22 protein-coding genes are annotated in these 20,873 nt (G+C 38.9%); 19 read left to right on the top strand and 3 right to left on the bottom strand.

Annotation, left to right across the window (positions count from 1 at the left end; all coding sequences use genetic code 11):
• Positions 1 to 85 precede the first annotated feature (85 nt).
• The 5 genes from QNH17_RS24445 (at position 86) to QNH17_RS24425 (ending at position 5,832) form a co-directional block, all read left to right on the top strand.
• Positions 86 to 1,285 carry an ornithine--oxo-acid transaminase gene (locus QNH17_RS24445; RefSeq protein ID WP_283875679.1) on the top strand — a complete coding sequence of 400 codons (1,200 nt, stop codon included), beginning with the start codon at positions 86 to 88 and terminating at the stop codon, positions 1,283 to 1,285.
• 27 nt (positions 1,286 to 1,312) lie between these two features.
• Positions 1,313 to 2,596, top strand: a complete 1,284-nt coding sequence (locus tag QNH17_RS24440; RefSeq protein ID WP_283875678.1) for a Glu/Leu/Phe/Val family dehydrogenase — start codon at positions 1,313 to 1,315, stop codon at positions 2,594 to 2,596.
• Between the two features lie 94 nt (positions 2,597 to 2,690).
• A complete protein-coding gene (locus QNH17_RS24435) occupies positions 2,691 to 3,854 on the top strand; it encodes an iron-containing alcohol dehydrogenase (RefSeq protein ID WP_283879588.1) in 1,164 nt (387 codons plus the stop codon).
• A gap of 120 nt (positions 3,855 to 3,974) precedes the next feature.
• The gene (locus QNH17_RS24430) at positions 3,975 to 5,321 is read left to right on the top strand and encodes a glucose-6-phosphate isomerase (protein ID WP_026567932.1); all 1,347 of its coding nucleotides are present in this window, start codon (positions 3,975 to 3,977) and stop codon (positions 5,319 to 5,321) included.
• 103 nt (positions 5,322 to 5,424) lie between these two features.
• Positions 5,425 to 5,832, top strand: coding sequence for a YugN-like family protein (locus QNH17_RS24425; protein WP_283875675.1), 408 nt, complete (start codon positions 5,425 to 5,427; stop codon positions 5,830 to 5,832).
• A gap of 1 nt (position 5,833) precedes the next feature.
• Here QNH17_RS24425 and QNH17_RS24420 read toward each other — a convergent pair whose 3' ends face one another.
• The gene (locus tag QNH17_RS24420; RefSeq protein ID WP_283875674.1) at positions 5,834 to 6,820 is read right to left on the bottom strand and encodes a potassium channel family protein; all 987 of its coding nucleotides are present in this window, start codon (positions 6,818 to 6,820) and stop codon (positions 5,834 to 5,836) included.
• A gap of 240 nt (positions 6,821 to 7,060) precedes the next feature.
• Here QNH17_RS24420 and QNH17_RS24415 point away from each other — a divergent pair, with 240 nt between their 5' ends.
• Positions 7,061 to 7,222 carry an aspartyl-phosphate phosphatase Spo0E family protein gene (locus QNH17_RS24415; protein WP_283875673.1) on the top strand — a complete coding sequence of 54 codons (162 nt, stop codon included), beginning with the start codon at positions 7,061 to 7,063 and terminating at the stop codon, positions 7,220 to 7,222.
• Between the two features lie 119 nt (positions 7,223 to 7,341).
• On the opposite strand, the gene QNH17_RS24410 is transcribed toward QNH17_RS24415, so the two are convergent.
• Positions 7,342 to 7,539: a hypothetical protein gene (locus QNH17_RS24410; protein WP_283875671.1), complete on the bottom strand. Its 198-nt coding sequence runs from the start codon at positions 7,537 to 7,539 to the stop codon at positions 7,342 to 7,344.
• Positions 7,540 to 7,714: 175 nt separating this feature from the next.
• Between QNH17_RS24410 and QNH17_RS24405 the strand changes: the two genes are divergently transcribed.
• From QNH17_RS24405 to QNH17_RS24385, 5 genes are all read left to right on the top strand, one after another.
• The gene (locus tag QNH17_RS24405; protein WP_283875669.1) at positions 7,715 to 9,391 is read left to right on the top strand and encodes a DUF6044 family protein; all 1,677 of its coding nucleotides are present in this window, start codon (positions 7,715 to 7,717) and stop codon (positions 9,389 to 9,391) included.
• Positions 9,392 to 9,411: 20 nt separating this feature from the next.
• Positions 9,412 to 10,452, top strand: a complete 1,041-nt coding sequence (locus QNH17_RS24400; RefSeq protein WP_283879587.1) for a glycosyltransferase family 2 protein — start codon at positions 9,412 to 9,414, stop codon at positions 10,450 to 10,452.
• Positions 10,403 to 10,861 (top strand): GtrA family protein, encoded by a 459-nt coding sequence (locus QNH17_RS24395; protein WP_283875667.1) that lies wholly within the window; start codon positions 10,403 to 10,405, stop codon positions 10,859 to 10,861. The genes QNH17_RS24400 and QNH17_RS24395 overlap by 50 nt, the downstream gene beginning before the upstream one ends.
• 311 nt (positions 10,862 to 11,172) lie before the next feature.
• Complete coding sequence (locus tag QNH17_RS24390; RefSeq protein ID WP_283875665.1) at positions 11,173 to 11,796, top strand: LysE family transporter; 624 nt, start codon at positions 11,173 to 11,175, stop codon at positions 11,794 to 11,796.
• A 153-nt stretch (positions 11,797 to 11,949) separates the two neighbouring features.
• Entirely contained in the window at positions 11,950 to 13,737 is a 1,788-nt protein-coding gene (locus QNH17_RS24385; protein WP_283875663.1) for an adenine deaminase C-terminal domain-containing protein, read from the top strand.
• A gap of 42 nt (positions 13,738 to 13,779) precedes the next feature.
• Here QNH17_RS24385 and QNH17_RS24380 read toward each other — a convergent pair whose 3' ends face one another.
• Entirely contained in the window at positions 13,780 to 14,757 is a 978-nt protein-coding gene (locus QNH17_RS24380; RefSeq protein ID WP_283875661.1) for an MBL fold metallo-hydrolase, read from the bottom strand.
• A gap of 352 nt (positions 14,758 to 15,109) precedes the next feature.
• Between QNH17_RS24380 and QNH17_RS24375 the strand changes: the two genes are divergently transcribed.
• The 8 genes from QNH17_RS24375 (at position 15,110) to QNH17_RS24340 (ending at position 20,873) form a co-directional block, all read left to right on the top strand.
• Positions 15,110 to 15,907 carry an enoyl-CoA hydratase/isomerase family protein gene (locus tag QNH17_RS24375; protein WP_283875659.1) on the top strand — a complete coding sequence of 266 codons (798 nt, stop codon included), beginning with the start codon at positions 15,110 to 15,112 and terminating at the stop codon, positions 15,905 to 15,907.
• A 74-nt stretch (positions 15,908 to 15,981) separates the two neighbouring features.
• Positions 15,982 to 16,431: an acyl-CoA thioesterase gene (locus QNH17_RS24370; RefSeq protein ID WP_283875658.1), complete on the top strand. Its 450-nt coding sequence runs from the start codon at positions 15,982 to 15,984 to the stop codon at positions 16,429 to 16,431.
• An 84-nt stretch (positions 16,432 to 16,515) separates the two neighbouring features.
• Positions 16,516 to 17,394 (top strand): phenylacetic acid degradation operon negative regulatory protein PaaX, encoded by an 879-nt coding sequence (gene paaX, locus QNH17_RS24365; protein ID WP_283879586.1) that lies wholly within the window; start codon positions 16,516 to 16,518, stop codon positions 17,392 to 17,394.
• A 45-nt stretch (positions 17,395 to 17,439) separates the two neighbouring features.
• The gene (locus QNH17_RS24360) at positions 17,440 to 18,216 is read left to right on the top strand and encodes an enoyl-CoA hydratase-related protein (RefSeq protein ID WP_283875656.1); all 777 of its coding nucleotides are present in this window, start codon (positions 17,440 to 17,442) and stop codon (positions 18,214 to 18,216) included.
• A gap of 17 nt (positions 18,217 to 18,233) precedes the next feature.
• Positions 18,234 to 19,211, top strand: a complete 978-nt coding sequence (locus QNH17_RS24355) for an MBL fold metallo-hydrolase (protein ID WP_283875655.1) — start codon at positions 18,234 to 18,236, stop codon at positions 19,209 to 19,211.
• Between the two features lie 172 nt (positions 19,212 to 19,383).
• Positions 19,384 to 20,322, top strand: coding sequence for a Phenylacetic acid catabolic protein (locus QNH17_RS24350; protein ID WP_283875654.1), 939 nt, complete (start codon positions 19,384 to 19,386; stop codon positions 20,320 to 20,322).
• Entirely contained in the window at positions 20,323 to 20,646 is a 324-nt protein-coding gene (locus QNH17_RS24345; protein ID WP_283875653.1) for a metal-sulfur cluster assembly factor, read from the top strand. It begins immediately after the preceding gene.
• Positions 20,643 to 20,873 carry a hypothetical protein gene (locus QNH17_RS24340; RefSeq protein ID WP_283875652.1) on the top strand — a complete coding sequence of 77 codons (231 nt, stop codon included), beginning with the start codon at positions 20,643 to 20,645 and terminating at the stop codon, positions 20,871 to 20,873. Before QNH17_RS24345 ends, QNH17_RS24340 begins: the two co-directional genes overlap by 4 nt.

Genomic DNA, 20,873 nt, shown 5'->3' with positions numbered 1-20,873 from the left:
TTTAATGCGGTATTCATTCTTTTTTCATGCTCGGCTACAATAGTACTATATGTACATAATATTACAATGAAACGGGGGTTTATTTATGACAGCAAATGTAAATACGAATGAATTAATTGCTAAAACAGAGAAATATGGAGCTAATAACTATCATCCTCTCCCAATTGTCATTACAAGGGCAGAAGGTGTTTGGGTAGAGGACCCAGAAGGCAATAAATATATGGATATGCTTAGCGCCTATTCAGCTGTGAACCAAGGGCATCGTCATCCAAAAATTATTCAAGCGTTAAAGGATCAAGCTGATAAAGTTACATTAACTTCCCGGGCATTTCACAATGACCAACTTGGTCCGTGGTATGAAAAAGTATGTCAATTAACCAAAAAAGAAATGGTATTGCCTATGAATACTGGGGCGGAGGCAGTGGAAACGGCTGTGAAAACGGCACGCCGCTGGAGCTATGATGTAAAAGGAGTGGCCGAGAACCAAGCTGAAATTATTGCTTGTATAGGGAATTTTCACGGCAGAACAATGACGGCTGTTTCCCTTTCATCAGATGACGAGTATAAACGCGGGTTTGGACCCATGCTCCCAGGGATCAAGCTAATCCCTTATGGAGACATAGAGGCATTAAAAGCTGCGATTACGCCTAATACAGCAGCATTCTTAATTGAACCGATTCAGGGAGAGGCTGGTATTGTTATTCCGCCTGAAGGCTTTATGAAGGCGGCCTATAATTTATGTAAAGAAAACAATATTTTGTTTATTGCTGATGAAATTCAAGCTGGATTGGCCCGGACAGGTAAAATGTTTGCCTGTGAGTGGGAAGGGATTGAACCGGATATGTATATTCTTGGTAAAGCACTAGGCGGCGGTGTGTTTCCGATTTCATGTGTTGTCGCTGATAAAGATATTTTAGGTGTATTTAACCCAGGATCACACGGCTCTACCTTCGGGGGGAATCCAATGGCATGCGCAGTTTCCATAGCTGCTCTTGATGTGTTAGTGGATGAAAAACTTGCAGAAAAAACGTTAGAACTTGGCGAGTATTTTATTAGTAAATTAAAAGAAATAAAAAATCCAATCATAAAAGAAATTCGCGGCCGTGGCTTATTTATCGGTGTAGAACTATCTCAGCCGGCACGCAAATATTGTGAGCAATTAAAAGAGCAGGGGCTATTGTGTAAGGAAACCCATGACACGGTGATTCGCTTTGCGCCGCCGCTGATTATTAGTAAAGATGAACTGAATTGGGCTTTGGAGAGGATTAACAACGTACTTGGATGAAAGGTAAAAAATACTAGGGGTGCAAAAATGGGGATATATGATGTAACAAATAGTGGCGGTGATAAGAAAATAGAGAAATTAGACCTGCTCACATCAACACAGATTGTTATTCATGATGCATTAAAAAAGATGGGCTATAACGAAGAAATGTTCGAATTGTTGAAAGAACCATTAAGAATGTCAGATGTTAGAATTCCCGTTCGGATGGACGATGGTTCGACCAAAATATTTAATGGGTATAGAGCTCAGCATAATGATGCAATTGGACCGACCATGGGCGGTGTTCGTTTTCACCCTAAGGTCACTGCAACTGAAGTGAAGGCATTATCGATGTGGATGAGTTTGAAGTGTGGAATCGCTGACTTACCATTTGGCGGGGGAAAAGGAGCGGTTCTTTGTAACCCGCGGACGATGTCATTTGGTGAACTTGAACGATTAAGCCGTGGTTACGTTCGTGCAATCAGCCAAATTGTCGGCCCGACAAAGGATATCCCAGCACCCGATATGTACACTAATTCTCAGATCATGGCATGGATGATGGATGAATACAGCCGTCTCCGCCAATTTGATTCCTCTGGTTTTATTACCGGCAAACCACTTGTACTTGGAGGCTCTGAGGGCCGGGAAAAGGCAGGAGCAAAAGGCGTAACCATTTGTATTGAAGAGGCAGCCAAAAAACGGGGGATTAGCATTAAGGGATCCCGTGTTATTATTCAAGGGTTTGGAAATGCAGGCAGTTATGTGGCAAAGTTTATGGATGAAGCAGGAGCGAATGTAGTTGGGATTTCAGATGTTTATGGAGCCCTTTATCATCCTGATGGATTGAATATAAATTATCTGTTGGATCGACGGGACAGCTTTGGCACAATTACTACTCTATTCGAAGGGACAATCACCAATAAAGAATTGCTTGAGCAGGAATGTGATGTTTTAGTACCGGCAGCGATTTCAAATCAGATTACCGCTGAAAATGCCTACAATATTAAGGCTAAAATTGTCGTAGAAGCTGCAAACGGGCCGACCTCGCTTGAAGCAACCAATATTCTTACCGAACGTGGTATATTGCTTGTACCAGATGTTTTGGCTGGAGCAGGTGGTGTTACTGTCTCCTATTTTGAATGGGTTCAAAATAAGCAAGGGTTTTATTGGAGTGAAGAGGAAGTAGAAGTGAAATTGCGCCATAAACTGGTCAAATCGTTTGAGGATGTTTATCAACTTGCTCAATCTAGCAACGTGGATATGCGATTGGCTGCATATATGATCGGCGTCAGAAAAATGGCAGAAGCCTCCTTGTATAGGGGATGGGCATAAAAAACTTCCTTGCATCCGAATGGTGCGAGGAAGTTTTTTTGCAAAAAGAACCATAATAACTAATAATGAGTAAGGAAAAGGATGGTGTATGATGATGGAAAATTTTACTTTTTTAAATCCGACCAAATTGATTTTTGGAAAAGGTGAGTTGGAGCAACTAAAAACTGAAGTACCTCTTTATGGTAAAAAGGTTTTGCTTGTCTATGGCGGCGGCAGTATTAAACGAAGCGGCTTGTATGAAAATGTGATAAATTTATTAGCAGAAATTGAAGCGGAGGTTTTTGAACTCCCAGGAGTGGAACCGAACCCGCGGATTACTACCGTACGAAAAGGGGTAGAAATCTGTAAACAAGAGGGAATCGAATTCTTATTAGCAGTTGGCGGCGGAAGTGTTATTGATTGTACCAAACTTATTGCTGCCGGTGCGAAATATGCAGGTGATGCTTGGGATCTAGTCATTAAAAAGGCAATTGCACAAGATGCACTTCCATTCGGGACGGTGTTAACGCTCGCAGCAACGGGTTCAGAAATGAATTCAGGCTCGGTCATTACTAATTGGGAAACAAATGAAAAGTATGGCTGGGGAAGTCCGGTTACCTTTCCAAAATTCTCGATCTTAGACCCCGTTAACACATTTACGGTGCCAAGGAATCAAACCATTTATGGCATAGTGGATATGATGTCACATGTACTTGAACATTATTTTCATTTAGAAGAAAATACAGATTTTCAAGACCGCATGTGTGAATCTTTATTGATTACTGTAATGGAAACGGCACCTAAGTTGCTTGCTGATCTAGAAAATTACCAGCACAGGGCAACCATTCTTTACTGTGGGACGATGGCTCTCAATGGAATCTTAAATATGGGATATCGCGGTGATTGGGCTACACATAATTTAGAACACGCTGTATCGGCCGTATATGACATTCCGCATGGCGGCGGGCTGGCTATCCTCTTCCCGCATTGGATGAGGCATAATCTAGCGGTGAAGCCAGAACGCTTTAAGCAACTTGCCGTTCGGGTGTTTGGGGTAAATGTAGCGAACAAGAGTGCAGAACAAATAGGTCTCGAAGGGATTCAAAAATTACGTGAGTTCTGGAATAGTATTGAAGCACCGTCCAGTTTAGCTGATTATGAGATTGATGATTCGAAAATTGACTTAATGGCAGACAGAGCAATGGAAAACGGCGAGTTTGGGAATTTTAAAAAGTTAAACCGTGAGGATGTTTTAGCTATTTATCGCGCATCACTATAAAATAAAGGATTAAAAAGAAATTTGTCGAAATTGGGTGCGCTTTCAATGATGGACCTGCCTTGATAATCATCCCATCATTCGTTAAAGTGGTTATGTAAATAAAATTATGGAGGATCATGCATGACACACGTTCGTTTTGATTACTCAAAAGCTTTAACATTTTTTGGAGAACATGAACTTACATATTTACGTGATGCCGTGAAAGTAGCTCATCATTCACTACATGAGCAAACCGGTGCAGGTAATGACTTTCTAGGGTGGATTGACCTCCCGACTAACTATGATAAAGAAGAGTTCTCACGCATTCAAAAATCTGCTGAGAAAATTAAAGCTGATTCTGATGTGCTTCTTGTTATTGGAATTGGGGGATCGTATCTTGGAGCAAGAGCTGCGATTGAAATGTTACAGCATAGCTTCTATAACGTCCTTCCCAAAGATAAGCGAAAAACACCACAAGTGATTTTTGTAGGGAATAATATTAGCTCCACTTATATGAGAGATTTGATGGATCTCCTTGATGGAAAAGACTTTTCTATTAATGTCATTTCCAAATCGGGAACTACAACTGAACCAGCAATTGCTTTCCGCATTTTCCGTAAGCTGCTTGAAGAAAAATACGGTCAAGATGAGGCGCGCAAGCGGATTTATGCCACAACAGATAAAGCAAGAGGAGCCCTCAAAACTTTAGCAACAGAAGAAGGCTATGAAACGTTTGTAATCGCTGATGACATTGGTGGACGTTATTCTGTTCTAACAGCAGTTGGTTTGCTTCCAATCGCAGTAAGCGGGGCAAACATCGAGAAGATCATGGAAGGTGCTGCAGTGGCACAAACAGACTTCGGTCATTCCGAACTCGAAGATAATGCCGCTTACCAATATGCTGCTGTTAGAAATGTGTTGTACAACAAAGGTAAAACCATTGAAATGTTGATTAATTATGAGCCAGGCTTGCAATATTTTTCAGAGTGGTGGAAACAGTTATTTGGCGAAAGTGAAGGTAAAGATCAAAAAGGTATTTATCCTTCTTCAGCGAATTTTTCAACAGATCTTCACTCACTTGGACAATATGTTCAAGAAGGACGCCGTGATTTGTTTGAAACAATCATTAAAGTGGAAACTCCTCGTCACGAGCTGAAAATTGAAGCTGAGGAAAATGATTTAGATGGTTTGAATTACCTTGCTGGTCAAACAGTAGACTTCGTCAATAATAAGGCATTTCAAGGGACGATGCTTGCCCATACCGATGGAGGCGTGCCAAACTTAATCGTGACAATTCCAGCCATGGATGAGTATACATTAGGGTATCTTGTCTACTTCTTTGAAAAAGCCTGTGCCATGAGCGGCTACTTACTAGGAGTAAATCCATTTGACCAACCAGGTGTTGAAGCATACAAAGTAAATATGTTCGCCCTTCTAGGTAAACCAGGATACGAAGAGAAAAAAGCAGAATTAGAAAAACGTTTATAAAATATAGAAAAGAGAACTGATGGAATCATTCAGTTCTCTTTTTTTTATTGAAATGAATGGATTTGGAGAAACTAATGGTATCGAAAATTAGGGGGTAAGGTTAATGATTGAGTTACCATCGAAAGTGGAAGGAAAACAGTTTGACTTATATGAACTTGAACAAAAATTAAAACCAATCGGCTATTCGATTGGCGGAAACTGGGATTATGACCATGGTGCCTTTGACTATAAACTTGATGATCAGGATGGCTATCAATTCGTACGGCTGCCATTTCAAGCCGTTGATGGGCAACTAGATGATAACAATTGTACGGTAAGGTTAGGAAGACCATTCCTCTTGTCTCATAAATATGAAGCAGGTCTTGATGACGAAGGGAGCACAGGAACCTTTTCAGGTACCCTAAATCAATTTCAGGAACCTGTCGATAAGGATGCGAGCATTCCCGAGAAGTATAGGGAATCTGGAACAGCGTTGGTACAAGAATTGGAAATGCTTCTCCTTCAGGATTAAGCTATTTAAAAATTAATAATTGGTCATTTTCTTCAATAGGCAAGGAGTGGGATGGATTCAGTAATGTTTCCTCCCCTCTTTGAATGCCAATCAGGAGGTAGCCTTTTTTTAATAATAAATGACATACATCGCTGAATGGCTTACCAATTTCAGGTTCCTCAACTGGATATGATGACAATCTGCTTTCCTGTAACTCATGAACGACGTTTGACAACAGTCCATCCCCATTGGAGTGCAGGCTGTTAACCATGAAGACACTTGTTAATTTATTTGATTGAATCACTTCATCAGCACCGGCTCGATAAGCATTTATTACTTGCTCTCTAGTTAATATTTCCACGATGCATTTTACTTGTGCACATATTCCTTTAATAGTGAGCAGAGTAAGAATGCTATTCATATCTGCCTGTAGTTCATCGTTTCCGCGATCTGCAGTAATTAGCACCTTCTCCGCATTCTTGATATCACTTTTAACGATGGTTTCATCTACATGACCTTTCCCTTGAATAAAGTGCACAAACCTTGACTTTACTGGGTTTGCATCAAGCGTTTCGTCAATTAATACTATCATTTGTTGATATTTTGTAGTTGTAAGCTTACTTATTAACTCTTTCGATCGTTCATTCCAGCCGATAATGATGATATGACCTTCACCTTTATAAGGAATTCGCCCTTCGGACAGGGCATCTTGTTTTGTGACGGCAGCTGCGGCCAATGTTCCAAAATAGGAAGAAACAAATGCAACACCGAATAGGATTAGGATTAATGCGGTTAGTCTGCCTAAGAAGGAGTGTGGGACATAATCGCCATACCCTACCGTTGATGCAGTAATAATGGCCCACCAGATACCATCAAAAATGGTGGGAAAAGTGGTTGGTTCTAAAAAGTGAATAGATATTCCAAATGAGAGAAACACAAGCAATGCCATTAATAGAATTCGGACGAGGAGCGGCAAACGTAAGAAACTGATATACACTCTGTTCGGCATAATTGTCACCTCTTTCTAGTGTCTTTAGCTCCACCACTTAGATTAGGTGCTGAAACAGTTATTTCTATTATTAACGAAAACGGATTAATCTAATAGGACCATTAAACGATTTTACCAATAGGTCAATGTTCACAAGAGATACTTTTATTTTTCTCAAAGCTACTTGTTTTTAATGCCCAAAACTTTTAAATTATGGTTACAACCATTAATATAGTTACAACATAGGAAGAGGGTTAGTCCATGGGGACTAGATTAAACTCGCTATTATCAAATATTGAAAAAACAAGGGGTGAAATGATTGAATTAGCTCATCGTTACGGTTACTCTAATCCTAATGTAGTCCAATGCAGTCAGAAGCTCGATTCCCTATTAAATGTCTATAATAACTTTGGAAAGAAATAATGTAACTAGATTCAGCGCCTAGGGGCTCGGGGGAATAAGCAAATCCTCAAGAAGGTCAAAGAGCAACCTTCCCGCCGATTCGTCTTATGCTTGTCGCCCCTGGGCAAGGCGCTTCCGGTTTATTGTGTATCTTCAATTCGGTAACTTAACATGACAAAAGCATACTTTGACTTTTTATTTAACTCCTCTTCTGTTAGCTTTGGAAGACTTGAATCCTCGAAAATATGCTCCTCAACAGGTTCTTCCCGAATTGCCTTCATCATTCGTCCATGGGATGTTTCCCACTCTTTTCCGGTCAAAGTAGGTAAACTAATCATTAAATTAACTTGCTTTCAAAGTCCGGCTTGCCTTTTTTAGATACCAATGGGCAAGAGTGATTATTAGCCCTTCTAAAAACATCTATAAAAAATAATTGAAGAATATATTTCCTATAAATGCAAAATTTATAATGGAATTGCCCGTTTTTAAGTCTTGACCTATGAGGTGAAGAAAATGCTAATTAAAACTAAAAAAGAGCAGAGATTCATTCTCTTTGCTTTGCTTGTTATAGCGGTCTATCTTTCACCACTTTTTATTCTACAGGAAAACGCGCATATAAGAGTCCATGATAATCTGGATTCTAACCTGGCTTGGTATAAGGTTTTAGCGAGAAGTGGAGAAATGTTCGGCACAGTTAATGCGACCATTCCTCAAATAATTAATGGACGATTATCGAGAAATGCCTTTGGGACCGAATACAGTATTATTGTCTGGCTCTACGCCCTTTTCCCAACAATGATCGCATATGGTTTAAGCCAAACTCTGACCAGAATAGTAGCTTTTTTTGGAATGTATTGGCTCTTAAAAAAACACTTTTTACCTGGTGAAAAGTGGCTGTTTTTACAAATTGCAACTGCTCTCGCCTTTGCCCTTACTCCGTTTTGGCCGTCAGGGATGCTGAGTACAATGGGGATGCCGCTTGCACTTTGGGCAATCCTTAACATTCGCAACGGTGAGAGAACTTGGAAGGAATATTTGGTGCTCGCCCTATTACCTTTTTATGCAAGTATTGTTTTAGGCTTTTTCTTTTTCTTAACTGCCATGGGAATCTTATGGTTAACTGATTGTTTTAGAGGGAAGGGATGGAACCCGGGCTTTTTCATCGCAATAGTTTATATGACAATGATTTTTATGTTAGTTGAATATCGGCTCATTTTTTCATTTCTAGTAATTGATGAACCAAATAGTCGGGATGAATATATTTATGCGACCCTGCCTTTTTGGAGATCGTTAAGACTTGTTTTAAAAAATTATCTGCTTGGCCACACCCATGTGATGACGGTTCATACTCTATTTGTTTTACCTCCAACCTTTATTGCGATTTATCTTGTCTATTTGAAAAAGCTTTGGAAGCAGGAAAAGCTTTTTGTATTTTTATTCATTTTAAATATTTTGTTATCGATTTGGTATGCCTTTTGGTTTTATGAAGGATGGATGCCTTTGGTGAGGCGGTTCCATTTTCTGGGCACCTTTAATTTCGCCCGGTATCACTTTTTACGACCAATGGTGATCTATGCAGGCTTTGCTCTTGCATTAAAAATCCTTTTGCTTCAAGGAAAGAATTGGGCAAGAACGGCTAAGTGGTTTCTCGTCCTGCAGCTCCTCTTATTAGGGCTGTTTAATGATGAAGTCATTTATCGAAAAAAGCCCACTGTCAAAGAATTTTTTGCTGTGGAATTGTTTCGGGAAATAGAGGAGTATATCGAACTTCCAAAGGAAGAATATCGTGTGGCCAGTATTGGAATACACCCCGCTATTTCTCAATATAACGGGTTTTACACGTTAGATACCTATAATAATTTTTATCCATTAGCTTATAAACATCAGTTTAGGAAAATAATTGAAAAAGAATTGGCGAAAAATAAAAGGGTCCGCAAATATTTTGATAAATGGGGAGGTCGTTGTTACATTTTTACCGCTCAACTTGGAAAACATTATATGATCAAAAAAAATTCTAAACAGCATTTGAAGAATTTAGAATTGAATACGGATGTCTTTAAAAAAATGGGCGGCCGATATATTTTTTCAGCACTCCCTATCGATAATCCAAAGGAAAATCAATTAGTGCTTGTTAAAGTATTCGAATCGAAAACATCAGCATGGAAAATATTTTTATATAAGACATTGTAGACAGCGGAGGATTTAAATTGATAATGGAACCAGTTCTTACAATTGTAGTTCCTTGCTATAACGAGGAGGAGGTTTTACCCGTAACCATCTTCCAGCTTCAAAACTTGTTGAAGGAACTTATTACCGATGGGTTTGTTTCGAAACAAAGCAAAATCTTGTTCGTCGATGACGGAAGTCAGGACCATACATGGGAATTGATATATAAAGAAGGATTAAGAAATGAATATGTTCGGGGCTTAAAGTTGTCAAAAAATGTAGGCCACCAAAATGCATTACTTGCAGGTTTATTTATAGCAAAGGATCATTCTGATTGTATTGTTTCCATTGATGCCGATTTACAGGATGACATCAAAGTAATTCGTGAGTTTTTACTGAAGTTTCATGAAGGGTATGAAATTGTTTACGGTGTGCGGAAGAGACGTGATACTGATACTCTCTTCAAACGAACTACTGCCTTGGGATTTTATAAGATCATGGAAAAGATGGGGGTTGACCTCGTGTTTAATCATGCTGATTTCCGATTAATGAGTAAAAGAGCAGTACAAGAGTTAGAACGATTTAGCGAAGTCAATTTATTTTTACGCGGAATTGTTCCGCTCCTCGGCTTTCGTTCGGATGTAGTCTATTATGACAGGCTTGAGAGGCATGCGGGGGAAACGAAATATCCTTTAACAAAGATGCTTGCCTTTGCTTTTGAAGGAATTACCTCCTTTTCTGTTTCGCCGATTCGCATTGTATTACTATTGGGATTTGTATCTTTTTTCTTGAGCCTATTCTTTGGAGTCTATTTTTTAACGCTAAAGTTTTTTGGGGAAACTGAGACGGGTTGGACGTCGCTGATTACTTCGATTTGGCTTATTGGGGGCTTACAGTTAATTGCGATTGGCTTGATTGGTGAATATATTGGAAAAATTTACAAAGAATCAAAGCGGCGTCCAAAATATATTGTTGATATTGATTCCTATAGTCTGTCAAAACCTAGGAATAACATACTTAATCAAACAGCAGAGGATGAATTTTATCATCTTGACCTTAGACAAATATCTGAAACCAACCACTAGTTCACTTGTTCGTTTTCTCCTTGTGGGCATTGTGAACACATTTATTGGTTTAGGTTGTATGTTCTTTCTTCTTAACATTATGAGATTATCCTACTGGACATCCACGTTAACAGGAAATGCAATAGGTGCATCTGTAAGCTTTTTATTAAATAGGACTTTTACGTTTAAAAGTAATGTTTCTTTTCATAAAGGTGTGCCTAGGTTTTTCCTGATTATTCTTATTTGTTATTTTTCAGCTTATTTCTGTAGTAAGAAATTAGTCGAATTAACAAGTCAATATTATCTGCTTAGCACCTCTAGTGAGGAAAGTGCTTCCGTTCTATTAGGTAGTACTTTGTATACAATAGCCAATTATCTTGGACAAAAGTATATTGTTTTTAAGAATAGCTCCTTACGTAAACTTTGTTGATTTATATAAAATCAGTGCGAGAGTTTCCTTGATGTTAAGGAGGCTCTTTTTATTTTTTGCTCTGTTAAACAGGCCAGTGATTTCTGTTCCAGTCCCGTGCTCCCACAGGACATTGAATAAGCTTCGTCGAATCAACACTGTACGAAGGAAATGCGCTAGCATTTTCGAGGCTCTCGCACCTTCCCCTCCAATCATCAGGATACCATAATCAACAATATTTCCTAACCAAGCCTATTTTTAGTGGTACAAACCTATTTCTCTGAATAAAAATTATAGACAGGCTTCTACTTATTTATTAGGGAGAGATATGGATGAATGTATTTTTGAGCTATATACTTTTAGGATTATCGCTGGCTGCTCCGATTGGTCCGATTAATGCAGCGCAGATTGACAGAGGCATAAGGAATGGATTTATGAATTCGTGGCTTATTGGAGTCGGGGCTGTTATTGCAGATGGCGTGTATATGCTTGTTGTTTATATAGGAGTTGTCCAGTTTCTGGAAACAGCATTTATGCAAACGTTTCTTTGGTTTTTTGGCTGTTTTGTCCTGATGTATACAGGAATAGAAACCTTCATGAACGCGGGGAAAATTAATTTAGAGCAATCCAGAGGGAAGGAACCACTGATAAAATCTTTCTTCTCAGGATTTCTTATGTCGATCTCTAATCCCTTAACAATTCTATTTTGGTTAGGGATTTATGGGTCCGTCCTTGCAAAAACAGCTGCATCCTCAAATCCGACTCAATTAGTTCTGTACAGCTGTGCGATTTTTATTGGGCTGTTGATTTGGGATATTGCCATGGCAAGTGTATCAAGCAGTTTTCGTAAATTCTTAACTCCCCGATTACTTGTAGGTATATCTTGCCTGTCCGGTCTTTCATTGATTGGATTTGGGATTTATTTTGGAATGCAAGCTTTTAATAATTTATTTTAGAAATACCGATCCCTATAAATAATTCGGATTATTCATACAATTTATTGACAGGTAAATCCCTTTCCAATTAATATTATGTAATATACACGGTAAATAATAAAACATAATGTTGTTTATCGGCTACTATACAATACTATTGATAGGAGAGGAAATATGGATCTAATAGCACAAAGAAGTGAATTAATCGAAGTAGCTAAGGGAATCCGCCCTGCCGATTTATATATTAAAGGCGGAACGGTGATCAATGTTTATTCTGGTGAATTTTTAAAACAAAATATTGCTGTTTATAAGGATTCCATTGCTTATATTGGTACAAGTGAAGCCTCAATCGGTGAACATACAAAAGTAATTGATGCAGAAGGAAAGTACGTATCACCAGGATTTATCGAAGCACATGCCCATCCTTGGGTATTTTATAATCCCGTAAGTATGACAGAAAAGGTTTTGCCGTTAGGAACCACTACCACCGTGAATGATAATTTATTTTTTTATTTACATATGGGAGCAAAAGGGTTTAAAGAAATGGTTAAGGATTTGAAACCATTACCAGGCAACTTTTTTTGGCTGGCCCGGCTTGTATCACAAGCGGATTATCCGGGTGAACGGGAGTGGTACAACCATAAGGATATTAGAGAACTGCTGGAACTTGATGAAGTGCTAGGATCAGCGGAAGTAACTAGATGGCCGTTATTATATAACGGTGATCCATTTTTACTTGATACGATGAATTTTATTAAGGAGCTTGGCAAGGTCTCCGATGGGCATACAGCAGGCTGTTCTTATGAAAAATTGAATGCTGTTGTTGCATCGGGTGTAACAGCTTGTCATGAAGCGATTACAGCAAGTGAAGCCTTTGACCGGCTTCGATTAGGAATGTGGACAACACTTCGAAACAGTTCACTTCGTCCGGATTTGCAAGAAATTATTAAACTGATTACCGAGGGAAATGTAAATACAAGCAGAATTCTTATGACGACAGATGGCCCGCATCCTTCATTTATTGAAAAAGAGGGATTTGTTGATGGTCTGGTGCGGCAGGCTGTGGAACTAGGAGTCCCTGTGATGACTGCGATTCAGATGGTCACTATCAATGCTGCCACCTACCTGCGATTGGATGATTATATTGGCGGCCTTGCACCGGGGAGAAAAGCAGACATTCTACTATTACCTAATCTAGAGGATTTCCGTCCCGAAATCGTGATTGCATCTGGAGAAATCGCAGCGGAGAAGGGAAGGCTAACTGTTTCATTGCCTGAAATAGATTGGCATCAATATATTGTTCGTCAGCCTTTTGCCTTTTCTAAATCACTCTTAGAAAATATCAATCTTTATCGCTATCCACATCCAGCCGAACATGATCCAGTTCCTGTTGTTTATTTTAAAAGTAACGTCATTACTCAAAGAAAAGATACGGAACTTCCATCCGTTAATGGTTATGCAGACCTTTCTGGTCATGAAGGACTAGTACAGGCAGCATTAATTGATCGTAATGGAGAATGGGTGAGCAAAGGGATTTTGGAGCGATTTGCAGTAAATTTAGATGGGATGGCTTCTACGTATAATACCACCACAGAACTTTTAGTAGTGGGGCGGGATCCTGAAGCAATGGCCAAAGCGGCTTGTAGGGTTCATGAGATGGGGGGAGGAATTGCAATTTTGGATGGAAATGAAATTGTAGTAGAAATCCCTCTGCCGTTTACAGGAATGATGACAACAAATACAGGATTTAATGCTGCAGTGGAGTATCATGATCAATTGTTATCTGCCTTACAGGAACGTGGGTTTCCATTCCATGATATTCTTTACACTTTATTATTTTTAACATGTGACTTCCTCCCAGGACTTCGATTGGTCCCTTATGGTTTGTACGAGGTAAAGACGGATGATATTTTGTTACATGCTTCCCCATTGGATACCATGAGCTATCAGATTAAAAATTAACCAATAAAGAGGATCATGCCTTTGACAGCATGATCCTCTTTTCTACTTTTCCAGCACTGAATAATTCCAAATGCCTTGAATAAGTTCTTTTCCGATTCTTCCGCTAGCTTCTAAGTAATCTAAATGGCCGATAATTTCAGACATGACAAGAGAAAATTGCTCGTAATAGGTATTTTTGTAATAGGACTTAGCAATATCACTCCCAGTTGAACATCCAGATTGAATTAACTGAAGGAGACTTTCAGCTTTTGCATTAATTCGATTCAGCCGTTTACTAATTAATTCGTTTGGCTGTTCAATGATTGTTCCGTGTCCAGGGAAAACGAAATCCACGTTTAAAGCTATGCATTTCTTTAAGGAATCTATAAGTTGCAGGAGTGTGGGGATTCTGTTTCCAAATAAATCGGGTTCAATCAAAGCGTTGCTAGAAATATGTTCAATCAATAAATCACCGGCGAATAACCAGTTATTCTGTTTATCATGAAAGGAAAGCTGGTCGGGTGAATGCCCAGGAACCTCGATAATAGTAAAATTGAGGAGCTGGTTGGTGGTAATTCCCATGACATCTGCTTGAATAGCGTTTTGTTTATTCCGCTTGACAGCATCTTTTAAATAAACGACCTGCTTCTCCCCGTTTTCACCACTTCCCATTTCTCGATAAAACTGTGAATAAAACTCTATTCTCATCTCAAGAAAGGCGGGGTCCCTTTTTAAACGGGGAATAGACTCGGGATGGGAAAAGACTGGAATGCGATTTTCAGCGGTAATTCGATTGACTAATCCAATATGGTCAATATGATGATGAGTCAGGATAATTTCCGTTATGTCCTTCATTGTGAATCCATTCTTTTGTAAAGTTTCGATTAATCCATCCCAGCATTCCTCATTATTCCAACCTGCATCTATCAATGAAAGGGAATGTTCCTGCTTTACTAGAAAGAAGTTAACACTCTTTAATGAAGAACGATCTGGAATAATGATCGGGAATACCTCACAGTCTGCTTTTTTCAAATCATACAAAGTTTACACCTCACAAAAATATTTTCCTGTTCTACTTTTCAAAAGATTTTGAATTTAGTTTTTATTATATCAACCGATTGAAGGCTAAGCAATTATTTCATTACTCGAATTTATTACGGTTGTCATAAAAGGATAATATAAGTGAAACATTTTTTATGTTTTTACTATGGTGATGTGAAAAATATTAAATGAGAGAAAAAGGGAGAATGACTAAGATAATCAAAGAAAAGGATAGGTAAAACGGTGAAAATAGTCAAATTTCGAGTATTGCAAATAGTTAGAAAACTATATATATTATGTATTAACAACGAAAGAGATTAATTCGTAATAAAAACATTGAGGAGGATTTAAAATGACAACAACAGTAACAGAGGCAAAAACACTTACAGTTAAAAAATTAAATGGTGTGGCAGAGGTACATATTCATGTCAATAAAACCAATGCCTATGACTTGGAATACTACAAGGAATTAAATGCAGCTATTGATGATATTCGTTTTGATAGCGATATTAAAGTAGCGGTATTAATGAGTGACATGCCTAAATTCTTCTCAGCTGGAGCAAATATTAATTTTCTAAAAGCGGCGGAGCCACGCTTTAAAACACAATTTTGTTTATTCTGTAATGAGACATTAGATAAAATTGCCCGTTCACCGCAAATCTGGATTGCATGTTTAGAAGGTCATACAGTTGGCGGAGGATTAGAAATGGCCTTAGCTTGTGACCTGCGCTTCATGGGTGATAATGCAGGAAAAATCGGACTGCCTGAAATTACTCTAGGTGTTCTTGCAGGAACTGGTGGTACACAACGTTTAGCGCGTCAAGTAGGGCACTCTAAGGCACTTGATTTGAATCTCACAGGAGAAACGTTAACACCACAAGAAGCTTTGAACATTAAATTAGTGGATCGGGTCTTCCCGCAGGAGGAAACAAGAGAAAAAACTTTAGAATACGCTCAGAAAATTGCTAGTAGCGCTACGTATGCGGCTTCGAATATTAAACTATCTATTATGAATGGAAAAGAAATGCCATTAAATGCAGCGATTCGTTATGAGGGAGAACTTCAAAATCTATTATTCCGTTCTCAAGATGCGAAAGAAGGACTAAGTGCTTTTATTGAAAAACGCAGTGCTGATTGGTCAGGTCAATAATATAAAAAATGGCGATATCGATTATCGATATCGCCATTTTAATCAACGAAGTAGAAAGGGAGGGACCCTTAAATATGCGGTCAAATGAACTTGAAGTGTTAGTCAATTGGGGTGATACCGATAAAGCGGGTATTGTCTATTATCCAAACTTTTTTAAATGGTTTGATATAGCAGGGCACCAATTTTTTAGGAGCTGTGATTTAGCTCCTGCCAAATTGGAAGAGCAGCGAGGAATCATTATCCCGCTCTTAGATGTCCAATGTACCTTTGAAAAGGCCCTGCTTTATGATGATCTTATTTCCATTCATACAAATGTGGAGGAAATCAACCGAAAGACGATTAAATTAAAACATAATGTGTATCGGGAAGGGGAACGTGTCGCACACGGCTATGAAATTCGCGGCTGGGTCCAACAATCATCCGAGCAAATCAAAGCAGTCATCATTCCTGATGACGTTAAATCAATTCTAAGTGAAAATATTCATACGAAAACCGATAAGAACAGGCCAAGGTTTAATGCATAAATCCCGACGTTCCTCTATAATATAAATGTCTTTGTAGAAAAGACATTTAATGTATTTACCAATAATTAATGGATGGTGGCAATGATGAAGCCGAGATCACTAATGTTTACTCTATATGGAGAGTACATTCAATATTATGGGGGAGAAATCTGGGTTGGGAGTTTAATTCAGTTAATGAATGCCTTTGGGATATCAGAATCCTCTGTGCGCGGGGCCATTTTAAGGATGGTTCAAAAGAATCTATTGCAAGTTAGAAAAAAGGGGAATAAAAGCTACTACTCTATTACAGAACAGGGAAGAAGAAGAGTCGAAGATGGAGTAAAAAGGGTCTATGCCGCCCCTCTTACTGCATGGGATGGCAAGTGGAGAATACTAAGCTATTCCTTTCCTGAAGAAAAACGGGAACTAAGGAATGAAATTCGAAAAGAGCTGACCTGGACTGGATTTGGAATGCTTTCTAATAGTACCTGGATCAGCCCCAATCCTCTTGAAAATCAAGTAATGGAAATGATTAAGAATTATCAAATTGAAGAAAATACCATGTTATTCAGTTCCTCCGATGTCATCTCACATACGAGTGAAGGGATTATTGAAAAAGGCTGGGACCTGGAGCAGGTTTCTGATAATTACAATCGATTTATGGAGAAGTATTCATCAGAATTTGAAGAATTACGTGAAAAGGCGTTAACAAACACATTAACGGATGAAGAATGCTTTATTAAACGAACGTCCATCGTCCATGAATACCGGAAGTTCTTATTTCAGGACCCTGGCTTTCCAAGGGATTTACTGCCAGCGGAATGGGCTGGAACAAAAGCAAGAGAACTCTTTTGGAAAATTCATCAATTAATATCTATCCCATCTATTCGCTATTTTGAATCTATCTATGAATCAGCCCCAGACCAAGATATAAAACCGGTACGAGACAAAGCAATCAATCCTTTTAAGGAAATCTATGTATAACAATTTTCATGGAAAGATTAAATCTCTAACAAGGAAGGGATCGATTTGGAAAAAGTTATCTTAAGTATAGAAAAACATTTAGCGGTTGTTACAATTAATCGCCCTGAACAATTAAATTGCTTTGATTATGAAACGCTCACTCAGTTAGATGAAATTGTAGACAAACTTAAATTAGAAAAGGATATACGTGTCGTCATTATTACTGGCGCGGGAGAAAAAGCATTTAGTGCTGGTGCCGATTTACGGGAAAGACGGATGCTGAGTGAAAAAGAAGTCCGCAGGAACGTAAATATGATACGCGATGTCTTTACAAAAATCGAAGAATTGCCGCAGCCAACGATTGCGGCTGTCAATGGTTACGCACTTGGCGGCGGGCTTGAGCTTGCCTTGGTCTGTGATTTCCGGATTGCTGCCAAAGAAGCAACAATGGGGTTAACAGAGGTAAGTTGGGGGATTATTCCTGGGGCAGGAGGAACACAGCGTTTAAGCAGATTAATTGGAACATCAAAGGCGAAGGAATTGATCTTGACTGCAAGAAAAATAGGTGCTTTCCAGGCTTTTGATTTGGGAATCATCAATCAAGTGGTCGAAGGAAGCCAATTACTAGATACCTCGCGCGAATTAGCCGCAGAAATCATGAAAAATGCACCGTTGGCTGTGACACAAGCCAAGTATGCGATCAATTATGGAAGCAATGTAGATGTAAAGACAGGGTTAGCGATTGAATCCAAGGCGTATGAGGTTATTATTCCAACGAAAGATCGCATCGAAGCATTAGAAGCATTTAAGGAAAAACGCCCGCCAAACTTTAAAGGGGAATAGGAGGCGGATGATGAAAGATGTTCAAAAAGGGTGAATTTGTGACGATTGAGCAGATTGAGTTAAATGGGTATCGGATCGGTATCCCTATCCCTTTTCCAATGAAGTTTGTCTATTGTTATCTTTTTAAACATGATAGTCATTACGTATTAATCGATGTTGGCTATAACAATAAGCGTGGCAGAGCTGCTTGGGAAGAAGCCTTCCAAGAGCTAAACATCCATCCTAATGAAATTAAAACGATTTATTTGACTCACTTTCATCCGGATCATGCCGGTCTTGGCAGCTGGATGCAGCAATTGACAGGTGCGCAGCTCTATATGCACGAAATTGATGCCCAAATGATGGAGCACGTCTGGGGAGATGAAAGCAGACAGGCGGAAAATATTAAGGAAATGGTACTAGAGCATGGGACACCCCTTGTATTAGCTGATGAGATTGAGAGACAAATGGAGTTATTGATTGACCATATTCGACCGCTCCCGTCCATTTCAATCATTGCCAAACAGGTCGAGTTCGCAGGAAAGGAATGGCAGGTTATTCACACACCTGGTCATAGTACGGGGCATATTTGTTTTTATCAGGATGAAGAGCAAATATTAATTTCCGGAGACCATATTCTAGATAAAATCACCCCAAATATTAGTGTGTGGCCTGGTGCAAGCCAGACTCCTTTACATGAGTATATAAATTCTCTCCATCAAATCAGCCAACTGCCCGTAAAGAAAGCGCTCACGGCACATGGAATCCCTGTTGATCACGTAAATAAACGGATAGACCAATTACTGGATCACCATGAAATGCGTTTGTCAGCTATGGAGGAAATGGCACATGGTTGTACAGCTTTCGAAGTAGCTGAGGCAAGTTTTGCTCATAAAGAGTTAACACCACATCAATGGCGCTTTGCGATTGCTGAAACAATCGCTCACTTAGACTATTTATCTATTGAAAACCGGATTAATAAAGTGATAGGTTCTCCAATTAAATATCAAAGATAAACGGACGCTACTAACTTTGAGCGTCTTTTTTTCTGTCAAAAACAAGTTTAATTATGTTTTTAATATTATCAACATAAAAACATAATAAACATATTGACAGATAATTTAAAATAATCTATATTATCTAATATAGACGATAATATAAAAAACGTAATAAGGTGAGGCGATAAATATGAGTCAGGCTGAAGTTTTAATCGAGAAGATTCAAAAAGGATATATGCTTGAATGTAAAGAGGATATGAATGAGGAGTATCTTCGTGCCTTAAAACAAACGTTAAGGATTGTTGGTGACACAGAACTATTAAGTGTTCCTCCCCTGTTAACCGTGTATAATGAAGCCCCAAATCTTAACTATAAAATTACGGCATTAGCTGTTATACAGGATGAAATAGGCCACGCACATATTGCCTATCGTTTACTGGAGGATCTAGGGGAAGATGTTGAGGAGCTCCTTTATAACCGGCCGGCTAATCGTTGGAAAAACCCGTACGCCTTTGATTTCAAATTAGACAATTGGATTGAGCTTGGCGTATTTAATGGACTGTTTGACCGTTCTGGTTACACCCTGCTGGGTGATGCCTATCAAAATACATCCTATGGTCCGTGGAAACGCGCATTAGTAAAGGTAGACAAAGAAGAGCTTTTTCACTTGCGAAATGGTGAAATCATCATGAAAGCAGGCATGAAAAATCCGGAAACAGCTAAACAAGTTCAAGAAGCTGTTGATTGGATGTTCTTAATGGCATTAGAGTTTTTCGGAGTGGCCGACAGTCTTAAGAGCCGTTCCGCCCAGCTGGACTACAAGTTAAAAGGAAAGACCAATGATGAACTTAGACAAAAATGGTTATCCACGGCAGTTCCGTTTTGTGAATCGATTGGTGTAAAAGTTCCGGCGCACTATGATGAGGCACAAGGGAAATTTGTAATTGATGTTCCTTTCCCGTGTAAATTTGATGTAGAAAATAAAAAGTGGCTGCTCGATCAACCTGATACATGGCAGGGAGTGATCGAACGTTTTAAAAAACGCGGACCACAAAATCAAGAGTTTGTTAGAAGAATTCAAAAGGGATTCTTCGAATTAGAAGTACTGCGAACAGAGGAGGTTATTTAGATGCAGTCAACTGTAGAGACTGAAAAATATTGGAATGCTTTAACAGAGGTTATGGATCCTGAGTTTCCAATTAGTGTAGTTGATATGGGGTTAATCTATGAAATTGCCAAAGAGGACGAAGGAAAAGTAGCCGTAAAGATGACTTATACTTCAACAGGCTGCGGCTGTATGCAATGGATTGAAAGCGATATCAGAGAACGGCTTCTTAAAGAAGAAGAGATTAAAGAAGTGAATATTGAAGTCGTTTGGAGTCCGCCATGGACCATCAAAAATATGAGTGATAAAGGAAAAGAAAAACTCAGAACCTGGGGTGTTAGCTCATGAATGAAAAGAAACAAAAATCAGAATATCTTCTTTTTACCCGGATCAATCGAGGCGATGATTTGATTCAAGTTGGGTCATTTCAGGCGGAGAGTGATGAACTGGCAAAAGTTTATTCCCAGTATATTTACGATGAGGAAGACTGGGTAGAAATGCAAGTTGTCCGAAAAGATGCATTCATAACTGTACGCCTTCCTGAACCATTATTTGAAAAAGAGGGTGTAAATTAA

This window comes from Neobacillus sp. SuZ13 (assembly GCF_030123365.1).
Classification (GTDB): domain Bacteria; phylum Bacillota; class Bacilli; order Bacillales; family Cytobacillaceae; genus Neobacillus.
The sequence above is the reverse complement of the archived record's forward strand: the minus strand, read 5'-3'. Positions and strand labels throughout refer to the sequence as shown.